Source organism: Haloferax sp. Atlit-6N (assembly GCF_003383195.1).
Lineage (GTDB): Archaea > Halobacteriota > Halobacteria > Halobacteriales > Haloferacaceae > Haloferax > Haloferax gibbonsii.
Window position 1 is genome coordinate 209461 of the sequence record NZ_QEQJ01000003.1, and the last position, 16801, is coordinate 226261.

Consider the following 16801-nt stretch of genomic DNA (forward strand, 5'->3'; position numbering starts at 1 on the left):
CGGTGAGCGCCGATGACCGAGACGCCGGTTCGGCTCGGCATCGTCGGCTGTGCGAGCATGGGGCGGTCCCACGCCGAAGCGCTCGCAGACACCGACGGTGCCGAACTCGTGGGCTGTGCGGACCACACCCCGGAGACCGCTCGTTCGTTCGGCGAGACGCACGGCTGTCCGTCGTACACCAGCCACGCGGACCTGTTCGCCGACGCCGCGCTCGACGCCGTCTGCGTCTGCACGCCCAACGGGGCCCACCGCGACATCGTCGTCGACGCCGCGGCGGCGGGTATCGACGTGCTCTGCGAGAAACCGCTGGAAATCACGCCCGGCCGCGTCGACGACATGGTCGCCGCCTGCCGCGACGCCGGCGTCACCCTCGCTTGCATCCTTCAGCGACGGCTGTTCCCCACGATGCAGTTCGCCCGCGAGGTGGTCGGCGACGGCCGGCTCGGACGGCTCGTGTTCGCCGACGTGCGGGTGAAGTGGCACCGCGACCGATCGTACTACGACGACTCGTCGTGGCACGGCAGCGCGGACCTCGACGGCGGCGTCCTGTTCACGCAGGCGCTCCACGGTATCGACCTGCTCCAGTGGGTCGCCGGCGACGTGTCACGGGTTGCCGGCACCGGCGACGCGCTGTATCACGACATCGAAGCTCCCGACACGGCCGCGCTCTCGCTGCGGTTCGAAGACGGCGCGCTCGGGCAGGTGTCGGCGACGACGGCGACGCGGCCCCAACAGCCCATCAGCCTCGAATTCAACGGGACGGAGGGAACGCTTCGCGTCACCGAGACGGGCGTCGAACTGTTCGAGGTGAACGGGGAGAAACAGCCCGTCGACCTCCCCGACCCGCGCCCCGACGGCCCGCACGTCGCCCAGATACGCGACTTCGTCGAGGCCGTCTCCGCGGGCCGACCGCCGATGGTGCCGCCGGACGAGGCGAGAAAGGGAGTGGACATCATCTTCGCCGCCGAGCGCTCGGACAGTCGCGGCGAGTGGGTATCGGTGTCGTCGGTCGGCGACCTCCGCGACGCGGACGACTGAGTTCGCTGACGCGCTCGACTGCGACCTCACGATCGATTCGACCTCACCGCAACCGGTCGTTCGACCGACGCGGCGTTTTCGCGGAGCCTGATACGCCCTGAGCGGCTGGTATTCGACCGTTTACGTCTCGATAATGATTATTCGCCAACAATTTTTATTACGGGGCGGGCCCTGAGTCTTGTTGGTGTCATAACATGACTCCCAACAGACGCACGTTCTTGCGTGCACTCGGAGCAGGTAGTATCGGTACCGTCGCGACGTTCAGCGGAACCGCTGCGGCGGCGACCACCGTCACTGTCGAGGGGGCGGGCGAAGACATCTGGGACGCCGCGGACGGGTTCCACTACTATCACGAGGAAGTGAGCGGCGACTTCGACGTCGTCGTCCACAACACCGCCTTGGAGAACACCGATAGCTGGGCCAAAGCGGGCCTCATGGTCCGGCAGACGCTGAACGCCGACGCCGAGAACGCCATGGTTCGCCGCCGACCCAACGGCGAGGCGTCGCTCCAGTGGCGCTCGGCCGCCGGCGCGGACACGGTCAGCACGACGTCCGACGGCGGGAGCGGCGAGAGCGAGGTGAGCGGCGGGTCGATTACCGCCGACTGGCTCCGCCTCACACGAAGCGGTGACACGATTTCCGCGTACGGGTCGACCGACGGGAGCAACTGGACGCTCATCGCCGACATCGCCCCCGGCGAAATCGACTTCGCGGAGGACGCCTACGTCGGCCTCGCGGTGACGAGCCACAGCGCCGGCACGCTCTCGACGGCCGAGTTCGAGAGTCTCTCCGGCCTGTCGCCGTCGAGCAACGGCGACGTGGGCGACGTGGACGTGGCCGGTAGCGTCTCGACCAGCGACGGCGGCGGCGGGTCCGGCGACGGTGGCTCGGACGACGGCGGATCGGGCGACGACACGTCTGGCGGGTCCTACTTCGACGTGGACGCCGGGTTCGCTGACGCCTCGTGGTTCGACGACAGCGTGACCGTTCACCGCGTCCAAGAGGCGACCGAGAGCGCCGTCCGCGCGGCGTTCGAGGCGAGCGGCCCGCGCCTCGTCGTCTTCGAGGCCAGCGGCGTCGTCGACCTCGGCGGCGGCGACCTCTCTATCACGAACGACAAGTGCTGGGTGGCCGGCCAGACGGCTCCCTCGCCGGGCATCACCTTCATCAACGGGATGATTCAGGTCGACGCGAACGACTGCGTCGTCCAGCACCTCCGCATCTTCCGCGGGGAAGACGGCGGCGCGGCCGAGGGCGCGGACCCAATGAACAACGCCGACGACACCTCGAACGTCATCTTCGACCACTGCAGCGCCTACTGGGGCCGCGACGAGAACCTCTCTGTCGGCTACAACACGAGCGACACGACCTTCGCGAACTGCCTCGTCGCCGAGGGGCTCGACGAACCCGAGGAGAACTCCAACGGCTCGCTCGTCGGTAACGGCGCGCAGAACGTCGCCATCCTCGGCACGGTCTACGCCGCGAACAACGACCGCAACCCGCGGCTGAAAGACGACACCCAGTCGGTCATCGCCAACAGCATCGTCTACTACTTCGACAAGGCCATCTGGGCGTCTCCCGGCGCTCAGTCCAGCGTCGTCGGCAACGCGTACCTGGGACGGTTCGACTGGTCCGACGCGATTGTCAAGGGCGACGGCAGCGTCTACATCGAAGACAACATCGTCGCCGACCCCGGCCTGAACGGGCGGACGTTCTGTTCGGCCACGCAACTCGGTTCGCGGCCCCTGTGGCCGAACGGGCTCACCGCGATGCCCGCCACCGATGTCGAGAGCCACAACCTCGCGTACGCGGGCGCTCGCCCGGTCGACCGCATCAGCCACGAGCAGCGCGTCATCGACAACATTCGCAACCGAAGCCTCGACACCGACGTCTCGGACCCGGCGAACGCCCCCGGCATCCCCGGCGACGAGGGCGAAGTCGGCGGCTACCCCGACCACGGCGGAAGCACGCGCTCGCTTTCGGTCCCCGACAGCGGTCTGCGCGACTGGGTCGACCAGTGGGCGCTCGCCGTCGAAGAGTCGGGCGCGAGCCCTCCCTGACCCGCCGTGCTGACACGACTGTAGACGTACCCCGACTCGAATCGAGACTCGACCAGCCGCCGTGTGCGCCATCTTTTCCAGTTGTAACAACTGCTTGATGACGCTCTCGCGCTCGCCCCGTCAACAACTATTAGGACTTCTCCCACGTCGCCCCGGTATGGAGAGTGTGACTCTCGGTATCATCGGTTGTGGAGCCATTAGCGACGTGTACTTCGAGGCGGGGAACCGCTTCGACGCCCTCGACATCGTCGCCTGCGCCGACCTCGATGCGGACCGCGCGGAATCGAAGGCGGACGAGTACGACGTCCCCCGCGTCCTCCCGACTGAGGACCTGCTCGCAGACCCCGAAATCGACGTTGCGGTCGTGCTCACGCCGGCGGGAACCCACGGCGACCTCGTGTCCGCCGCCCTCCGAGCGGGCAAGCACGCCTACACAGAAAAGCCGCTCGCGGCGACCAAGGCCGAGGGCGAGGCGATTCTGGAGACCGCCGCCGAGCGCGGACTGACCGTCGGCGTCGCGCCCGACACCGTTCTCGGCACCGGTATCCAGACCTGTCGCGACCTCATCGACGAGGGCCGCATCGGCGACCCCGTCGGCGCGACGGCGTTCTGGTCGAACCACGGCCACGAGCACTGGCACCCGGACCCCGACGGCTTCTACGCGGAGGGCGGCGGCCCGCTTTTCGACATGGGGCCGTACTATCTCACGTCGCTCGTGACGCTCCTCGGCCCGATTCGGTCGGTCGCCGGGACCGCGAACACGCCGTTCGCAGAGCGCGAGATAACGAGCGAGCCGCGCCGCGGCGAGCGGATTCCGGTGTCGGTGCCGACCCACGAGACGGCCGTCGTGACCTTCGAGAACGGCGCGACGGGGACGCTTCTGACGAGTTTCGACGTGTGGGGGTCCGAACTACCGGGGTTCGAGATTTACGGGACCGAGGGGACGCTGAGCGTCACCGACCCCAATCGGTTCGACGGGACGCCCCGCGTCCACCTCAGCGACGACGACGACGGCGAGTGGCGAGAGATTTCCGTCGAGCGCGACCATCCCGGCCAACAGCGCGGCCTCGGCCTCGTCGACCTCGCGTACTCGCTCGACTCCGACTGGGACCACCGGACCAGCGGCGACCTCGGGTTCCACGTCCTCGAAGCGATGGACGGCATCCGCGAGTCCGCCGAGGAGGCCGCGTACGTCGAACTCTCGGCGCAGTGCGAGCGTCCCCCGTCGGTTCCCGACGGCTTCCCGACTGACGTCGGCCCGGCGGGCGACGCGGAGTGAATTCGGGAGTGAACGCAGGAATCGGTGCGGGAGCGAAAACAGGCATCGGTGCCGGTACCGGTTTCGGTGTTGGCGACGGCGTCTGAACAGCAGTCTCAATCGAGGCTTTTCTTTCAGTCGGCCGGTTGTTCCGCGTCGTCCGCGACGTCGATGTCGAGGTCGTCGGTGAGCGGCTCGCTGTTCCGGTAGTCGATTCTGTCGTGCGCGTCGAAGCAGGCCGCCTCGTGGCGGTCAGACGGGCCGCTCATGCCGGAGAGGTCCGGCGTGTTCGACGTGCAGTACTCCCGCGCCTCGGGACAGCGGGTGTGGAACCGACAGCCGCTCGGCGGGTTCTCCGGGTCCGGGATGTCGATTTTCCTGACCGGCGGTGTCTCGATGGGGTCGTTTATCTCCGAGAGGCCGGAGGTCGCCCACAGGAGGCTCTTGGTGTACGGGTGCTGGGGGTTCTTGATAATCTCGTCCGCCGGGCCGATTTCGACGATACGGCCGAGGTACATGACGGCGATGCGGCCGTCGGCGCGACCGGCGAGGTACCGGGCGTTCGCCATGTTGTGCGAGATGAAGACGAACGAGGTGCTGAACATCTCCTGCAGTTCGAGGAGGAGGTCCATCAGGTTCACCCGCAGCGACACGTCGAGGGCGCTCACGGCCTCGTCGGCGAGGATGAGGTCCGGTTCGAGGAGCATCGACCGGACGATGACGGTCCGCTGGGCCTCCCCGCCGCTCAGTTGGTGGGGGTATCGAGAGGCGTAGTCGTCCGCGGGCGTGAGCCCGACCGTGTCGAGCATCTGGTGGACGAGCTCCCGGCGCTCGACGAGGTTGAGCTCCGGCCGCCACTTCTTGAGCGCCGGGTTGAGGTTCTTGAATATCGTCCGGTTGGGGTCCAGCGAGTTCCCGGCGTCCTGGTGGACCATCTGGAGTGACTTCCGAATCTCCTTGTACGGGATGTCGCCGGGTTCGAGGTCGGACTTCCAGATGTCCTGTCCGCGGAAGCGGACCGTCCCCGAGGTGGGGCGCTGGAGGCCGATCATGGCCTTTCCGAGCGTCGTCTTGCCACAACCGGACTCGCCGACGAGCGCGACCACGTCGTTCTCGCCGATGTCGAGCGAGACGTTGTCGACGGCGCGGACGACGCCCTTGTCGTCGCCGAGGAATCGGTCGAGGATGCCATTGTTGCCGCCGAAGTGGACGCTCAGGTCGTCGACGCGGAGCAGGGGGTCGTCGCTCATTTCGACACCTCCTTCTTGAGGGGAATCGTCTCGCGGGCTTCGTCGGTGTAGAAGCAGGCGGCCCCGTGGTCCTCGGACACCTCGATGAGGTCCGGGTTCGTCTCCCGGCACTGCTCGTCGGCGAGCGGGCATCGGGTGTGGTACGAACAGCCCTTCGGGACGTTCAGCGGGTCGGGACTCGTCCCCTCGATGGACGCCATCTCGTCGAGGTCGGCGTCGATGTCGGGTATCGAGTTGAGTAGCTCCCGCGTGTAGGGATGGGCGGGGTCCATGACGATGTCCTGCACCGGGCCGAGTTCGAGCAGTTCGAAGGCGTACATCACCGCGAGGCGGTCGGAGATGCGCGCGACGTGGCTCAGGTCGTGCGTCACGATGACGATGGTGAGGTCGTACTCGGTTTTCAGCTCCGAGAGGAGCTTCAGAATCGACTGCTGCATCAGGAGGTCGAGCGCGGCGGTCGGCTCGTCCATCACGAGCACGTCGGGGTCGAGGATGAGGCTCAGCGCGATGAGCGCGCGCTGTTTCATCCCGCCGGATAGCTCGTGGGGGTACGCGTCGAGGACGCGGTCGGGTTCGAGGTGCACGTCGGAGATGAGCTGTCGGGCGCGCTCCATCCCCTCTTGGATGTCGTAGTCGTGCGCGCGGAGCGTCTCGACGAAGTGGTCGCCGATGCTGAGCGTCGGATTGAACGAGTCGAGCGCCCCTTGGACCACCATCGAGACGCGCTCCCAGCGGAACCGGCGAAGCTCCTCCTTGCTCAGGTCGTTGACCTTGATGGGCTCGCCGCCCTCCGGCGGGTTGAACACCACGTCGCCGGTGAGCGTCCCCGGCGAGTCGATGGCGTCGAGCATGGAGTCCGCCAGCATCGACTTGCCGGAGCCCGACTCGCCGACGACGCCGAGGACTTCTCCCCGCCGGACGTTTATCGACACGTCGTCGAGGACTCGGGCGTCCCCGCGTTCCATCGCGAACGCGACGCTCGCGTTCGTTATCTCTAGCACGTTGTGCTCGGCCGTCGGTTCGTCTGGCATCTTCTGTTTGGTGTGTTGTGTCGCCATGGTCAGTCCCTCTCGTCGGTTCGTACGGCGGGCGAGCGACCCCACCCGTCACGCGTGCCTATCGTCAACATGTGACCGTAGTAGGAATCTATCACGTTCAATACTACTTAATACTTTCCGCCGCCGCAGTCGAGGAGCGCCGATATCGGAGTCTTCGCCGGGTTCGGCTGCCGATACCGGCAAACTATAAGTTCGTCCGCGATGTCCGTGCTGACATGGCGCAAGCGCAAACGCGACAGAACGTGCTGTGGACAGTTCGCTCCAAAATCGGCGGTATCACCTCGACGGTGGTCTTCCTCGGCGCGCTGTTGATTCTCTTCGGTGCCGCACTTCAGACCGGCGTCTGGGCGGGAATGTTCGGAATAATCGGTGGATTGCTGGTGTTCGTTGCCGTCGCGTTCCGGGTACTGCTCTGGGCGTACCGGCTGTTCTGATCACATCATGGTGAATCCGTAGTACACCCCGACGAGCAGGATTACGAGTATCACGAGGCCGAGCAGGTACCGCGTCGTATTTCCTTCTTTCTCCACTTTCATGGTTGAAGTCCGTTTCGTAGGTCGATAGCGCGTGTGTTAACCTTTTCCCTGAGACAGCGTGGCACGACCGCTCTCGGGTCGAGATCATCGAAAAAAAACAGCGACGCGAAACGGACCGGCTGGTCCGGTCGGTCAGTCCGCGGCCGGTGCGGCACCGTCGCCGCCTTCCGAGCCGCCGCGACCGCCTTCCATGTCGTCGGTCGAGACGGTGGCCGCGTGCCGCGCGCGGAGGCGGGGGTTGAACAGTCGGTCCGTCCCCTGCGCGAACAGCTGGAGGCCGTACGTCATCGTGACGATGAACAGTATCGGCGCGAGCAGCCAGTGGAAGCGGTCCATGCCGGACAGCGCGCCGCCGTTGCGGGCGATGTTGAGGACGACGCCCCAGTTGCTCGTCGTGAACGGCAGCACGCCGATGAAGTACAGGCCGACGGACTCCATCAGGATGTTCCGCATGGAGCCGACGGTCCCCATCGTCAGCATCGGCATGAGCCGGGACATGACGTTCTTCGAGAGGATGCTCGACGTTGGCAGTCCGAGCACGCGCGAGGCCTCGACGTGGGACTCACTGCGGATAGTGAGCACCTGCGAGCGGAGCTGTCGGGCCAACCGTGGCCAGTTGTCGATAGCCAGCACGAACCCGACGAACACCGGGCTCTTCGGTTCGAGAATCACGGCGAGGACGATGACCAGCGCCAGGCCGGGAATGTTCATCATCACGTCCGTCACCGTCATGAGCACCTTGTCGATGACGCCGCCGAGGTAGCCGGCCGTGACTCCGAGAAGGATGGCCAGGCCGAGCGTCACCGCCGCGCCCGACAGCATCATGATGAGCATCGGGCGGGTCGCGAGCACCTGCTGTGCGAGGAGGTCGCGGCCGATGTCGTCGGTGCCGAGCGGGTAGCGCATGTTCTCCAGCGGTTGCAGGAGAATCGGCCCCTGCATCGGCCTGACTTCGGGGACGATGTACGGCCCGAACAGCCCGAGGAAGCCGAAGATGCCGAGGATTATCGCCCCGACCCGCGCCCGCGGCGAGGTCCAGATGATGCGGAACGGGGTCAGGAGGCTCTGGTCGATTCGCTCTCTGATGTATTCTCCGCGCGAGAAGTCGGAGCTATCGACGTCGAAGCTCATCGCGCCGCTGGCCGAGATGCGGTTCCCTTCGATGCGGTCGTCGATGGTTTCCGTCTCGTCCGCGCCGCCGCCCCGCAGGCGGTTGACGAACCGCTGGAGCGTCTCGCGGTACGACCGCGAGTAGGACTCGCGCTGGGTGTGCCCGGCGCGGGGGTCGATGAAGCCGTAGGTGAAGTCGGCGATGAGCAGGCCGACGACGGTGACGATGGTAAACAGGATGACCGCCGCCATGACCGTCGTGTAGTCTCGCGCCATCGTGGCTTCGTAGAAGTAGAAGCCCATGCCGCGGTAGCGGAATATCTGCTCCATGATGACCGACCCGCCGAACAGGCTGGCGAGGCCGGCCATGAGGCCGGTGTACATCGGCAGCATCGAGTTCCACCCGATGTACCGAAGTTGAATCCGGCTGTCGGGCAGTCCCCTGAGCTCCGCCACGTCGACGTAGTCCTCACCGATGATGCGGGTACAGTGCGCGCGGAACTCGAGGCCGCCCCACGAGGTCAGCGCGAACGACATGATAGGCAGCGCCGCGTGTCGCAGCACGCTGGCCATGAACTCGATGTTGAACCCGGGCGTGAGCGCGTTGTCGTACCGCCCCCCGTTGGGGAAGAACTCGGTACCGAATCCGAGCGTGAAAAGCAGTACGAGCCCGACGATGTAGTACGGGACGGCGTCGGAGAAGATGACGAAGTAACTCCCGACCACGTCCCAGGTGTCGCCCTCGTGGACGGCGAGGAAGCCGCCGATGAGAAACACCATGATAGTGCCGATGACGAGGGCGAAAAGCGAGACGAACATCGTCCACGGGATTGCCGGTCCGAGCACGTTCCAGACCGGGTCCGCGTAGAAGATAGACCGTCCGAAGTCCAGTTGCGCGACCGACACGATGTATTCGACGTACGCCTGCAGCATCGGCTTGTCCGGGTTGATGTTCGAGTACATCTCGACCATCTGGTTGAGGCGGGTCGACGAAACCGCCCCTCCGGACCGCTGTCTGATCTGCGCGGCGATGTAGTCCATCGGCCCGCCGGGAATGAGCCGAACCGTCACGAACGAGAACGTGATCGCCGCCCAGACCGTTATCAGGGCCTGCGCTATCCGGCGCACGTAGTAATTTTTCTCGACCATCCTTGCTAGTTCTTACCTCTCATGTGGGTACTTAATCATTATGAATAGGGCTACTTTCGTCCGCACTCGACCGAACCGACCTCGCCGTCGTCGCGTCCGGAGGCGGCGCGTTGCGCCTCCGGACGGGGAGTTCACCGTATGGCTGATACGTTCTGACTGACTCGGTGAGACGACGGTTTCTCGTTCAGGTGGCGGCGCTCGGCGCGGTTACTGGCCTCCCTCCGCCGGGTGGAAGTATTCGGTTCCCATCTTGGCCATGTACTGGCAGTAGGAGTACTGACCGATCTCGACGATCTCGTAGCGGTACGCCGGGTTCAGGTTGTCGTTCGGGGGCTTCGTCGCCCAGTTGTCGTGATTCAGCCAGTAGCCGCCCGTGCCGCCCTCCTCGTTGATGAGCATCATCGGCAGCGACTGGTTGAATATCCACGAGACTTCCGCGACCTTCTGTCTGCGCTCTTCGTCCGACATCTGCGTCCGGAGCTCGTTGAGCTTGTCGATGACGTCGACTTCCTGGAGGTCACCGGCCGGGTCGCCGATGGGGTACGGAACCTCGACGACGCGGTCCATCGCCCAGCTGTCGTTGCTCGGAAGCGGCTGTCCGGACAGCGACTCCTGGACTCTGAAGGAGTTCGAGAAGCCGAGGAACGGCGGGCCGGACTTCGCACCGCCCCAGTTGTCGAACAGTAACTCCCAGTCGCCGGACTCCATGGTCTTGCCGGCGCGGATGGTCGCTTCCTGTGCGGTCACTTCGGTCTGGAGACCGAAGTCGTCCAGGTAGGACTTCGCGATCTGTGCGAACCGTAGGGCCATCGGCTCCTCGTCGGACGTCGCCGTGTAGAACCGAAGGGTGACGTTCTCCCCGTTCGGGTCCTTCCAGCGGTTGCCCGACTTCGAGAAGCCGGCGGCCTCGAGGAGTTCGGTCGCCCGCTGTTCGTCCACGTCGTCTTCCGTGTGGGCGTACCGCTCGAGCTTCGCGAGGTCGCCGCTCGGCCAGTTCGAGTTCCCGCCGAACCATGGCACTTCCTTGTCCTGCCCGATGCCGGACGGAATGCGGTCTTCGACCCAGTAGGTGCCGTAGTCCGGAACCCACTCGACGAGCGGCTTCCGGGGGACGATGTGGTGAATCGCCTTCCGGACGCGCGGGTCGCCGGTGATGTCGCTCTGACAGTTGAGCAGGACGCCCATCGCCCCGCTGCGCATCTGCGGCGTAATCTGGTCCTCGGAGAGGCTGTCGGCCGGCCCCCACCCGTTCTCCTTGAGCCGGTCACGAGCGGACTGCGACTCCGGCGGGTAGCTCACGTCGATGACGCCCTCCTGCATCGCCTTGGTCCGCTGTTGCTGGTTCGGGTAGCGGTGCCAGTCGAGGCTGTAGTCTATCATGTCGCCCGTAATCTCGCCGTTCGACCACTCGGCGTCGCTGAAGGGGCTGACGTAGTCGTCGTAGGGTTCGAAGTGCGCGACGTTCTCCTCTCCGCTGACGAACTCCCAGACGGAGTTCCCTGGGACGTTCGCGTTGTCCCAGACGTTCTGTTGAACCGCCTGCATCATCTCCTGCTGGGCGGAGGTCCGTTCCGATTCGGTGGTGGCGTCGTCGAACATCTCGGCGTACTTCCCCCAGATGTCTCGGTGCGCCCAGAGCCACGCGCGGCGTTTCATGTGACCGAACTCGAATATCTCCCGGCTGATGTCGGGCTCGACCAGGTCGAACGTGAGTTCGTACTTCCCGGTCGTCTCCACGTTCTCGTACAGCGGTTGCGCGCCGTAGCCCTTGTGGACGGTCTGCATCAGCTTGCCGATTTTGAGCTGGGTCGCCACGTCCTCCGCGGTCAGGTCGTCGCCGTTGTGCCACGTGTAGGTGTCGCGGATGTTCCACGCGACCTGTCCGTTGTCGGCGTACTCCCAGTCCTCGACGACCATCCCTTTCGTCTTGTTCGACACCTTGTCGTGGACGGCCAGTTGGTCGAACATCGCCCAGTACCACCGGAACGAGAAGTTCGCGGCGTTGCCGTACGGATTGAACCGGGCGTTCGTCGGCGCGAGCGAGATGATGTGGTCGAGCGTTCGACCCGACGACTGGCTGGTCGAATCGCCGTCAGTCGTCGTGCTCCCGCCGCCACCGCCTTCGTTCTCGAGCGGCGTCGGCGTATCCTCGTTCCCGCCCTGACTACAGCCAGCCAGCGCAGCGGCGCCGGCCGTGGCACCGAACGCGTTTCGAAGCAGACGACGGCGCGTCTGTGGCGATACGTCTTCCCACTCGTCGTCGCTGATCCACTTGTCGGACTCAGCGCTGCTTTGCGAATCCATCACACAGTACCCATTATGACTATCCCATATATACCCATCGATAATGGTAATTATCTACTGACATTATTTGATTACGCGGCCGCGCCCGTGACTCTCGCGACGCGCGGGGCGGTCCCCCAAAGGACTATTATCCCGTTTTGCGAAATCGCCGGTAATGGGAACCTCAGAACGGTCGTACTTCAAATGTTGGATTTGCCGAAAGAAGATGCTGTGGACGAGCGTGCTCTCGTTTACGCTGCTCATCGTCGTCCTCGGCCTCCTCGCGATGACGGGCATCGAACGCGGGACCGCGTCGTACGTCGTCCTCATGATGGACTTCGCCCTCGCCGGCGTGCTCCTCGCGACCGTCGGCGTCGTCTTCTGGCGGTGCGGCTACCTGAGTGACGCCCTCGACTGAACGCTTTCGGCTTTCTGTTTTCTCCCGTCGTCTCTCCCGACTCGGCTCATCACTGTTCTTCATATCATAGTATCACTTTCATCGCTATCTCGCCGCTGTCTTCCGATTTTCGTTCCTAATTTGTAATTTAGATGTTAGTTTTTGTTCGCGTATGGGGAACTCAACATCCGAATTCGGTTGGGCGTCCTCGCTGAGTGGCGTCCCAGTCGCCGCCGCGAACATCAGAATCGTGGCATTTGTGGCCTCTACTAGCGGAAATGGGGATTGACTCGGTTCGCCACGCGCCGTGACGACGCTACAACCGTAATGCTCATTCTCCCGATTTCAGGTCGGTTCGTTCTCCATCGAAAACGACCGAAAACCGACGAGTGATGGGTTTTACGACCGATTTCATTCGCATTTAGGTTTGTTCGCCTACGGGGAACAATCCTCCGATCCGCGACGTCGACACGCACTTGTGAACCCGTTGCGTTCGTCGGAACGACACCGAATGACTGGCTTCGACTACGACGACTGGTTCGACGACGTCCTCCGAGCGACCGACGGCTCGGCCGCGTACGCGGGTGAGACAGGACAGGAATTCGAGGCGTGGCAGGAGTCGTTCCGCGCCGAACTGCGCGACGTGCTCGGATTTCCGGCGATTCGCGACAGCGCCGTCGAGGACATCGACCCGAGGCGACGGGAGCATCCGGAAGCGACGGTTCGACACCGGAGTTACGAGCGACGGACGTGGAGCGTCCGCACCGAACGGGGGTTCCGCGTCCCGTTCTACCTGCTTCTCCCCGACTCGGTGGACCCGCCGTACCCCGTCGCCGTCGCGCTTCACGGCCACACCGAACACGGCAAAGACCTCGCCGCCGGCGTCGCCGAGGGCGAGGCGGCCGGCCGTCACATCGCCGACGACCGACGAGACATGGCCCGACAGGCGGCCCGGCGGGGCTTCGCCGTCGTCGCTCCCGACATGCGCGCCTTCGGCGAGCTGTCACCCGACACATCCGACGACTCGGACTCGTCCGACGCCGTCAGCGCGTGTACGCGCTGGCAGAAGCGCGCCCAACTCCTCGGCCGGTCGCTCGTCGGCGAGCGCGTGTGGGACGTGCGTCGTCTGGTCGACTTCGTCGAGGGGCATTCCGCGCTCGACGCCGACCGACTGGCCGTCTGCGGCCACTCCGGCGGCGGGACCGTCGCGCTGCTCGCGGGCGCGCTCGACGACCGAATCGGGCACGTCGTCGCCTGCGCGTCGGTCTGTCCGTTCGAGGACTCCATCGTCCCCATCGACCACTGCCTGTGCAACTACGTCCCCGGCCTCCGACGCCTCGGCGAGGCGTGGGACATCGCCGGCCTCGTCGCCCCGCGACCGCTCCGCATCGTCGCGGGCGAATCCGACCCCATCTTCCCGATAGCCGGGACGAGACGGGCGTTCGACCGCATCCAGGGTCGGTACCGCGCTGCGGACGCCGAGGGAGAGTGCAGCCTCTTCGTCGGCGACGGCGGCCACCGCTTCTTCGAGGCCGGCGCGTGGCCCTTCCTGCGCGACCGACTCTGAGTCGGCGTGCTCTCTCCGCCCCCGCTTCCGTCTCTCGTCTCGCCTCTCGTCGCCGATTTCGGTGCGTCGTGGTACCTCGGCACAACGTTTATGAACGCGCTCGCGGATGCTTCAGGCGTGACTCTCGAACAGCGGAACGTGCGCGACTACGGTATCGAAGACGACGATTCGCTCGACACGGCGGCGATTCAGGCGGCGCTCGACGACTGCGCCGGCGAGGGCGGCGAGGTGTATCTCCCGCCCGGGACGTACCGCAGCGCCCCGCTCCGCGTCGGCGACGACACGACCTTCAGACTGGCAAACGGGGCGGAACTCCGGTTCGTCCAGGACTTCACCGAGTTCCCGACGGTCGAGAGCCGCTGGGAGGGGTGGGACCAAGACGGCTTCCACCCGTGTCTCCACGTGGCCGACGCCTCGAACGTCACCATCACCGGCGAGGGCGTCATCGACGGCGGCGGCTCCTACTGGTGGGAGTTCGTGTCGTTACCGCCCGAGCAGTACCCCTCCGAACTCGCCGCGCGACTCGAGGAGATTCGAAGCGGCAACCAGCAGGACGAGGTGAGCACGTTCACGGTTCGCCCGCCGCTGCTCCAGATAGACGGCTGTGAGAACGTGACCGTCTCCGGCGTGACGCTCCGGAATTCCCCGTTCTGGAACACCCACGTGGTCTACTCCGACGACGTGACGATTCACGACGTCTCGATTCAGAACCCGCCGGACGCTCCGAACGGCGACGGCATCGACATCGACTCCTCGCGCTTTGTCAGGGTCAGCGACACCCACATCGACGCCGGCGACGACGCCATCTGCCTGAAGTCCGGCAAGGACGAGCAGGGCCGCGAGGTCGGACGCCCGACCGAGAACGTCGTCGTAACCAACTGTACGGTCGAACACGGCCACGGCGGCGTCGTCATCGGGAGCGAGACTGCCGGCGACGTGCGGCACGTCACCGTCACGAACTGCACCTTCACCGACACCGACCGCGGCATCCGCATCAAGTCCAAGCGCGGCCGCGGCGGGACGGTCGAGGACCTCCGGTTCGACACCATCATCATGCGCCGCGTCGCCTGCCCGTTCGTCATCAACGGCTACTACCAGACGGACATCGACAGCGACCCCAAGCCCGTCACCGAGGCGACGCCGAACGTCCGAAACGTCGACTTCCACCACATCACCGCCGAGGAGGTCGAGTCGGCGGCGTTCCTCGCCGGCCTCCCCGAACAGCGGTTCGAGGGAATCTCCTTTACCGACGTGGACATCGACGCGACCCGCCCGTTCGACGCCTCGGACCTCTCGCCGGCGATGGCGAAGGGGTACGACCAGCGACACGGCGTCTTCTGTAAGTCGCTCGGTCGCGTCTCGTTCAAAGACGTTCGCGTGACGGTCCCCGACGGGAGCGGGACCCCGCTGACCGCGGAAGCGAGTTCGACCGTCGTCCTCGACGGTTTCGAGGCCGAGGCGGACGAGGGGCCGGCAGTCGAGGCAGACGGCGTCGAGAACCTCCGAATCGGCGGCTGCGTCGCCCCGGACGACGGCGAGCCGTTCGCCCGCGTCCGCGGCGAGAGCGACGGCGAGTCCTCGGTACTCCTCGCCGGCAACTACGGCGACATGGACGAGGCCGTCGTCTCGGTGCAGCCAGAAACGGTCGAGCAGTAGGCGACGCCCGACGCACTCGTTTTTCCGAAAAAGACGCGCTCGCGTTCTTCAGTCCCGGAGCGACGGCGCGGCGAACTGGCCGTCCTCGAACGCTATCGGTGTGGGATCTTCGACCACGCGCAGGTCGTCTCGCTCGCGGGCCTCCTCGACGAGCGCCGGCGAGGCGTACAGCCGGTGGAGATGCATGGTGTCGGCCGCGCGGACGACCCGGACCGTGTCGGGCTCGACGACGCCGATTGTCGACAGCGCGGCGACCACGCCCGCGCGGTCGGTCTCGACGACGGGCGGGAGTTTCACGCCGCGGATGGTGCTCGCGGTGAGCGCGTTGATGAGCGTCGTCTGCGCGTCCAACTCGGCGACGATGTCCTCGTGAATCACGTCGGCCGACCCGACGCCCATCGCGTTGCCGTGGGTCTTCTCGGTCAGCCCGTGGGTGTAGATGCGCTTGATGTTCGGCTTCTCGGGCGCGGGCTCGTTGATGGAAAACGGTCGGCGGCCGATGACGTTCGTGTCCATCCCCTGCCCGCTAATCTCCTTGCCCTGTCGGTCGAACACGACCAAATCGAGCTCCTCGAACGGGAGCTTCGGCATCAGTTCGTACGCGGTTTCGAGCAGTTCGCGCTCGCGGTCGAGGAATCCCGACGGGGGGACGCCCTCGATGAGCGTGGTGTCGTCGTGCTGGTCTTCCACGATGGCGACGCCGCCCACGATGGGAAGCGAGTCCAGCAGTTGCTCGGTTATCTCGGGAATCATCCGTCGGAACGACCAGTCGACGGCCCACTTGTGGGCGATTTGCGCGCCGCGCTGTTTGCCCATGCCGATGACGAGCATCTTCGACAGCCCGCTTTCGACCTCGCCGTCGAAGTCTGTGTGGGGCTTGACGCGGTTGATGGGGATGATGGCGTCCGCGCCCGCGGCGTTGGCGTCGGCGACGACGGGCACGTCGCGGTCCGGCGTGCGCCCGACCTCCACGACCTCCATACTGGACCGAATCTCGCAGCCGATTCGCTCCTCGGTGATGCCGAGTTCGTTCAGCATCTCCCGCTGTCCGTCGCCGGTCGCACCGCCGTGGCTCCCCATCGCGGGGAAGACGAACGGCTCGTAGCCCGCCTCGGAGACGGCGTCGACGACGCCCGCGACGATGTCGGGTATGTTCGCGATACCGCGGCTCCCGACGCCGAGCGCGACCTCGCCACCCTCGGGAACAGCCGCGAACGACAGCGCGGCGACGGCCTTCGCGGCCGCCTCCGGAACGTCGGCCGCCGGAATCGGATTCGTCTCCCAGACCTGTTCGATGATACCTAACTCGGGGAGCGAGGGGTTACCGCACGCTTCGAGGATAACGTCTTCCGGGACTGAGAGCCAGTCTACGGGGTTCTCGTCGCCATCTGTGTGCATGCGGAACTCGACGGCCGAGTTCGACATAAAACTGTTCGTCG

At 65.6% G+C, this 16801-nt stretch carries 12 protein-coding genes; 7 read left to right on the forward strand and 5 right to left on the reverse strand.

Annotated elements, in window-relative coordinates; genetic code table 11:
- Window positions 1-12: 12 nt before the first annotated feature.
- The 3 genes from DEQ92_RS13290 to DEQ92_RS13300 all read left to right on the forward strand — a co-directional run bounded on the left by DEQ92_RS13290 (window position 13) and on the right by DEQ92_RS13300 (window position 4377).
- Window positions 13-1038 carry a Gfo/Idh/MocA family protein gene (locus tag DEQ92_RS13290; RefSeq protein WP_115820944.1) on the forward strand — a complete coding sequence of 342 codons (1026 nt, stop codon included), beginning with the start codon at window positions 13-15 and terminating at the stop codon, window positions 1036-1038.
- 194 nt (window positions 1039-1232) lie between these two features.
- Window positions 1233-3098 carry a hypothetical protein gene (locus DEQ92_RS13295; RefSeq protein WP_115820945.1) on the forward strand — a complete coding sequence of 622 codons (1866 nt, stop codon included), beginning with the start codon at window positions 1233-1235 and terminating at the stop codon, window positions 3096-3098.
- Between the two features lie 157 nt (window positions 3099-3255).
- On the forward strand, window positions 3256-4377 hold the full coding sequence (locus tag DEQ92_RS13300; RefSeq protein WP_115820946.1) for a Gfo/Idh/MocA family protein: 1122 nt from the start codon (window positions 3256-3258) through the stop codon (window positions 4375-4377).
- Between the two features lie 113 nt (window positions 4378-4490).
- Here DEQ92_RS13300 and DEQ92_RS13305 read toward each other — a convergent pair whose 3' ends face one another.
- Entirely contained in the window at window positions 4491-5606 is a 1116-nt protein-coding gene (locus DEQ92_RS13305) for an ABC transporter ATP-binding protein (protein ID WP_004971547.1), read from the reverse strand.
- Window positions 5603-6664, reverse strand: a complete 1062-nt coding sequence (locus tag DEQ92_RS13310) for an ABC transporter ATP-binding protein (protein ID WP_050460214.1) — start codon at window positions 6662-6664, stop codon at window positions 5603-5605. The genes DEQ92_RS13305 and DEQ92_RS13310 overlap by 4 nt, the downstream gene beginning before the upstream one ends.
- A 215-nt stretch (window positions 6665-6879) precedes the next feature.
- Here DEQ92_RS13310 and DEQ92_RS13315 point away from each other — a divergent pair, with 215 nt between their 5' ends.
- Window positions 6880-7098: a hypothetical protein gene (locus tag DEQ92_RS13315; RefSeq protein ID WP_004971551.1), complete on the forward strand. Its 219-nt coding sequence runs from the start codon at window positions 6880-6882 to the stop codon at window positions 7096-7098.
- A gap of 234 nt (window positions 7099-7332) precedes the next feature.
- Here DEQ92_RS13315 and DEQ92_RS13320 read toward each other — a convergent pair whose 3' ends face one another.
- Window positions 7333-9459, reverse strand: coding sequence for an ABC transporter permease subunit (locus DEQ92_RS13320; protein WP_115820947.1), 2127 nt, complete (start codon window positions 9457-9459; stop codon window positions 7333-7335).
- Between the two features lie 207 nt (window positions 9460-9666).
- Window positions 9667-11763 carry an ABC transporter substrate-binding protein gene (locus DEQ92_RS13325; RefSeq protein WP_008097178.1) on the reverse strand — a complete coding sequence of 699 codons (2097 nt, stop codon included), beginning with the start codon at window positions 11761-11763 and terminating at the stop codon, window positions 9667-9669.
- A 154-nt stretch (window positions 11764-11917) separates the two neighbouring features.
- On the opposite strand from DEQ92_RS13325, the gene DEQ92_RS13330 reads away from it, so the two are divergent.
- The 3 genes from DEQ92_RS13330 (at window position 11918) to DEQ92_RS13340 (ending at window position 15362) form a co-directional block, all read left to right on the forward strand.
- Entirely contained in the window at window positions 11918-12160 is a 243-nt protein-coding gene (locus tag DEQ92_RS13330; protein WP_229722663.1) for a hypothetical protein, read from the forward strand.
- Between the two features lie 490 nt (window positions 12161-12650).
- On the forward strand, window positions 12651-13706 hold the full coding sequence (locus DEQ92_RS13335) for a S9 family peptidase (protein ID WP_115820948.1): 1056 nt from the start codon (window positions 12651-12653) through the stop codon (window positions 13704-13706).
- Window positions 13707-13823: 117 nt separating this feature from the next.
- On the forward strand, window positions 13824-15362 hold the full coding sequence (locus tag DEQ92_RS13340; RefSeq protein ID WP_115820949.1) for a glycoside hydrolase family 28 protein: 1539 nt from the start codon (window positions 13824-13826) through the stop codon (window positions 15360-15362).
- A gap of 48 nt (window positions 15363-15410) precedes the next feature.
- On the opposite strand, the gene DEQ92_RS13345 is transcribed toward DEQ92_RS13340, so the two are convergent.
- Window positions 15411-16787, reverse strand: coding sequence for a DUF362 domain-containing protein (locus tag DEQ92_RS13345; RefSeq protein WP_004041218.1), 1377 nt, complete (start codon window positions 16785-16787; stop codon window positions 15411-15413).
- Between the last annotated feature and the right edge of the window lie 14 nt (window positions 16788-16801).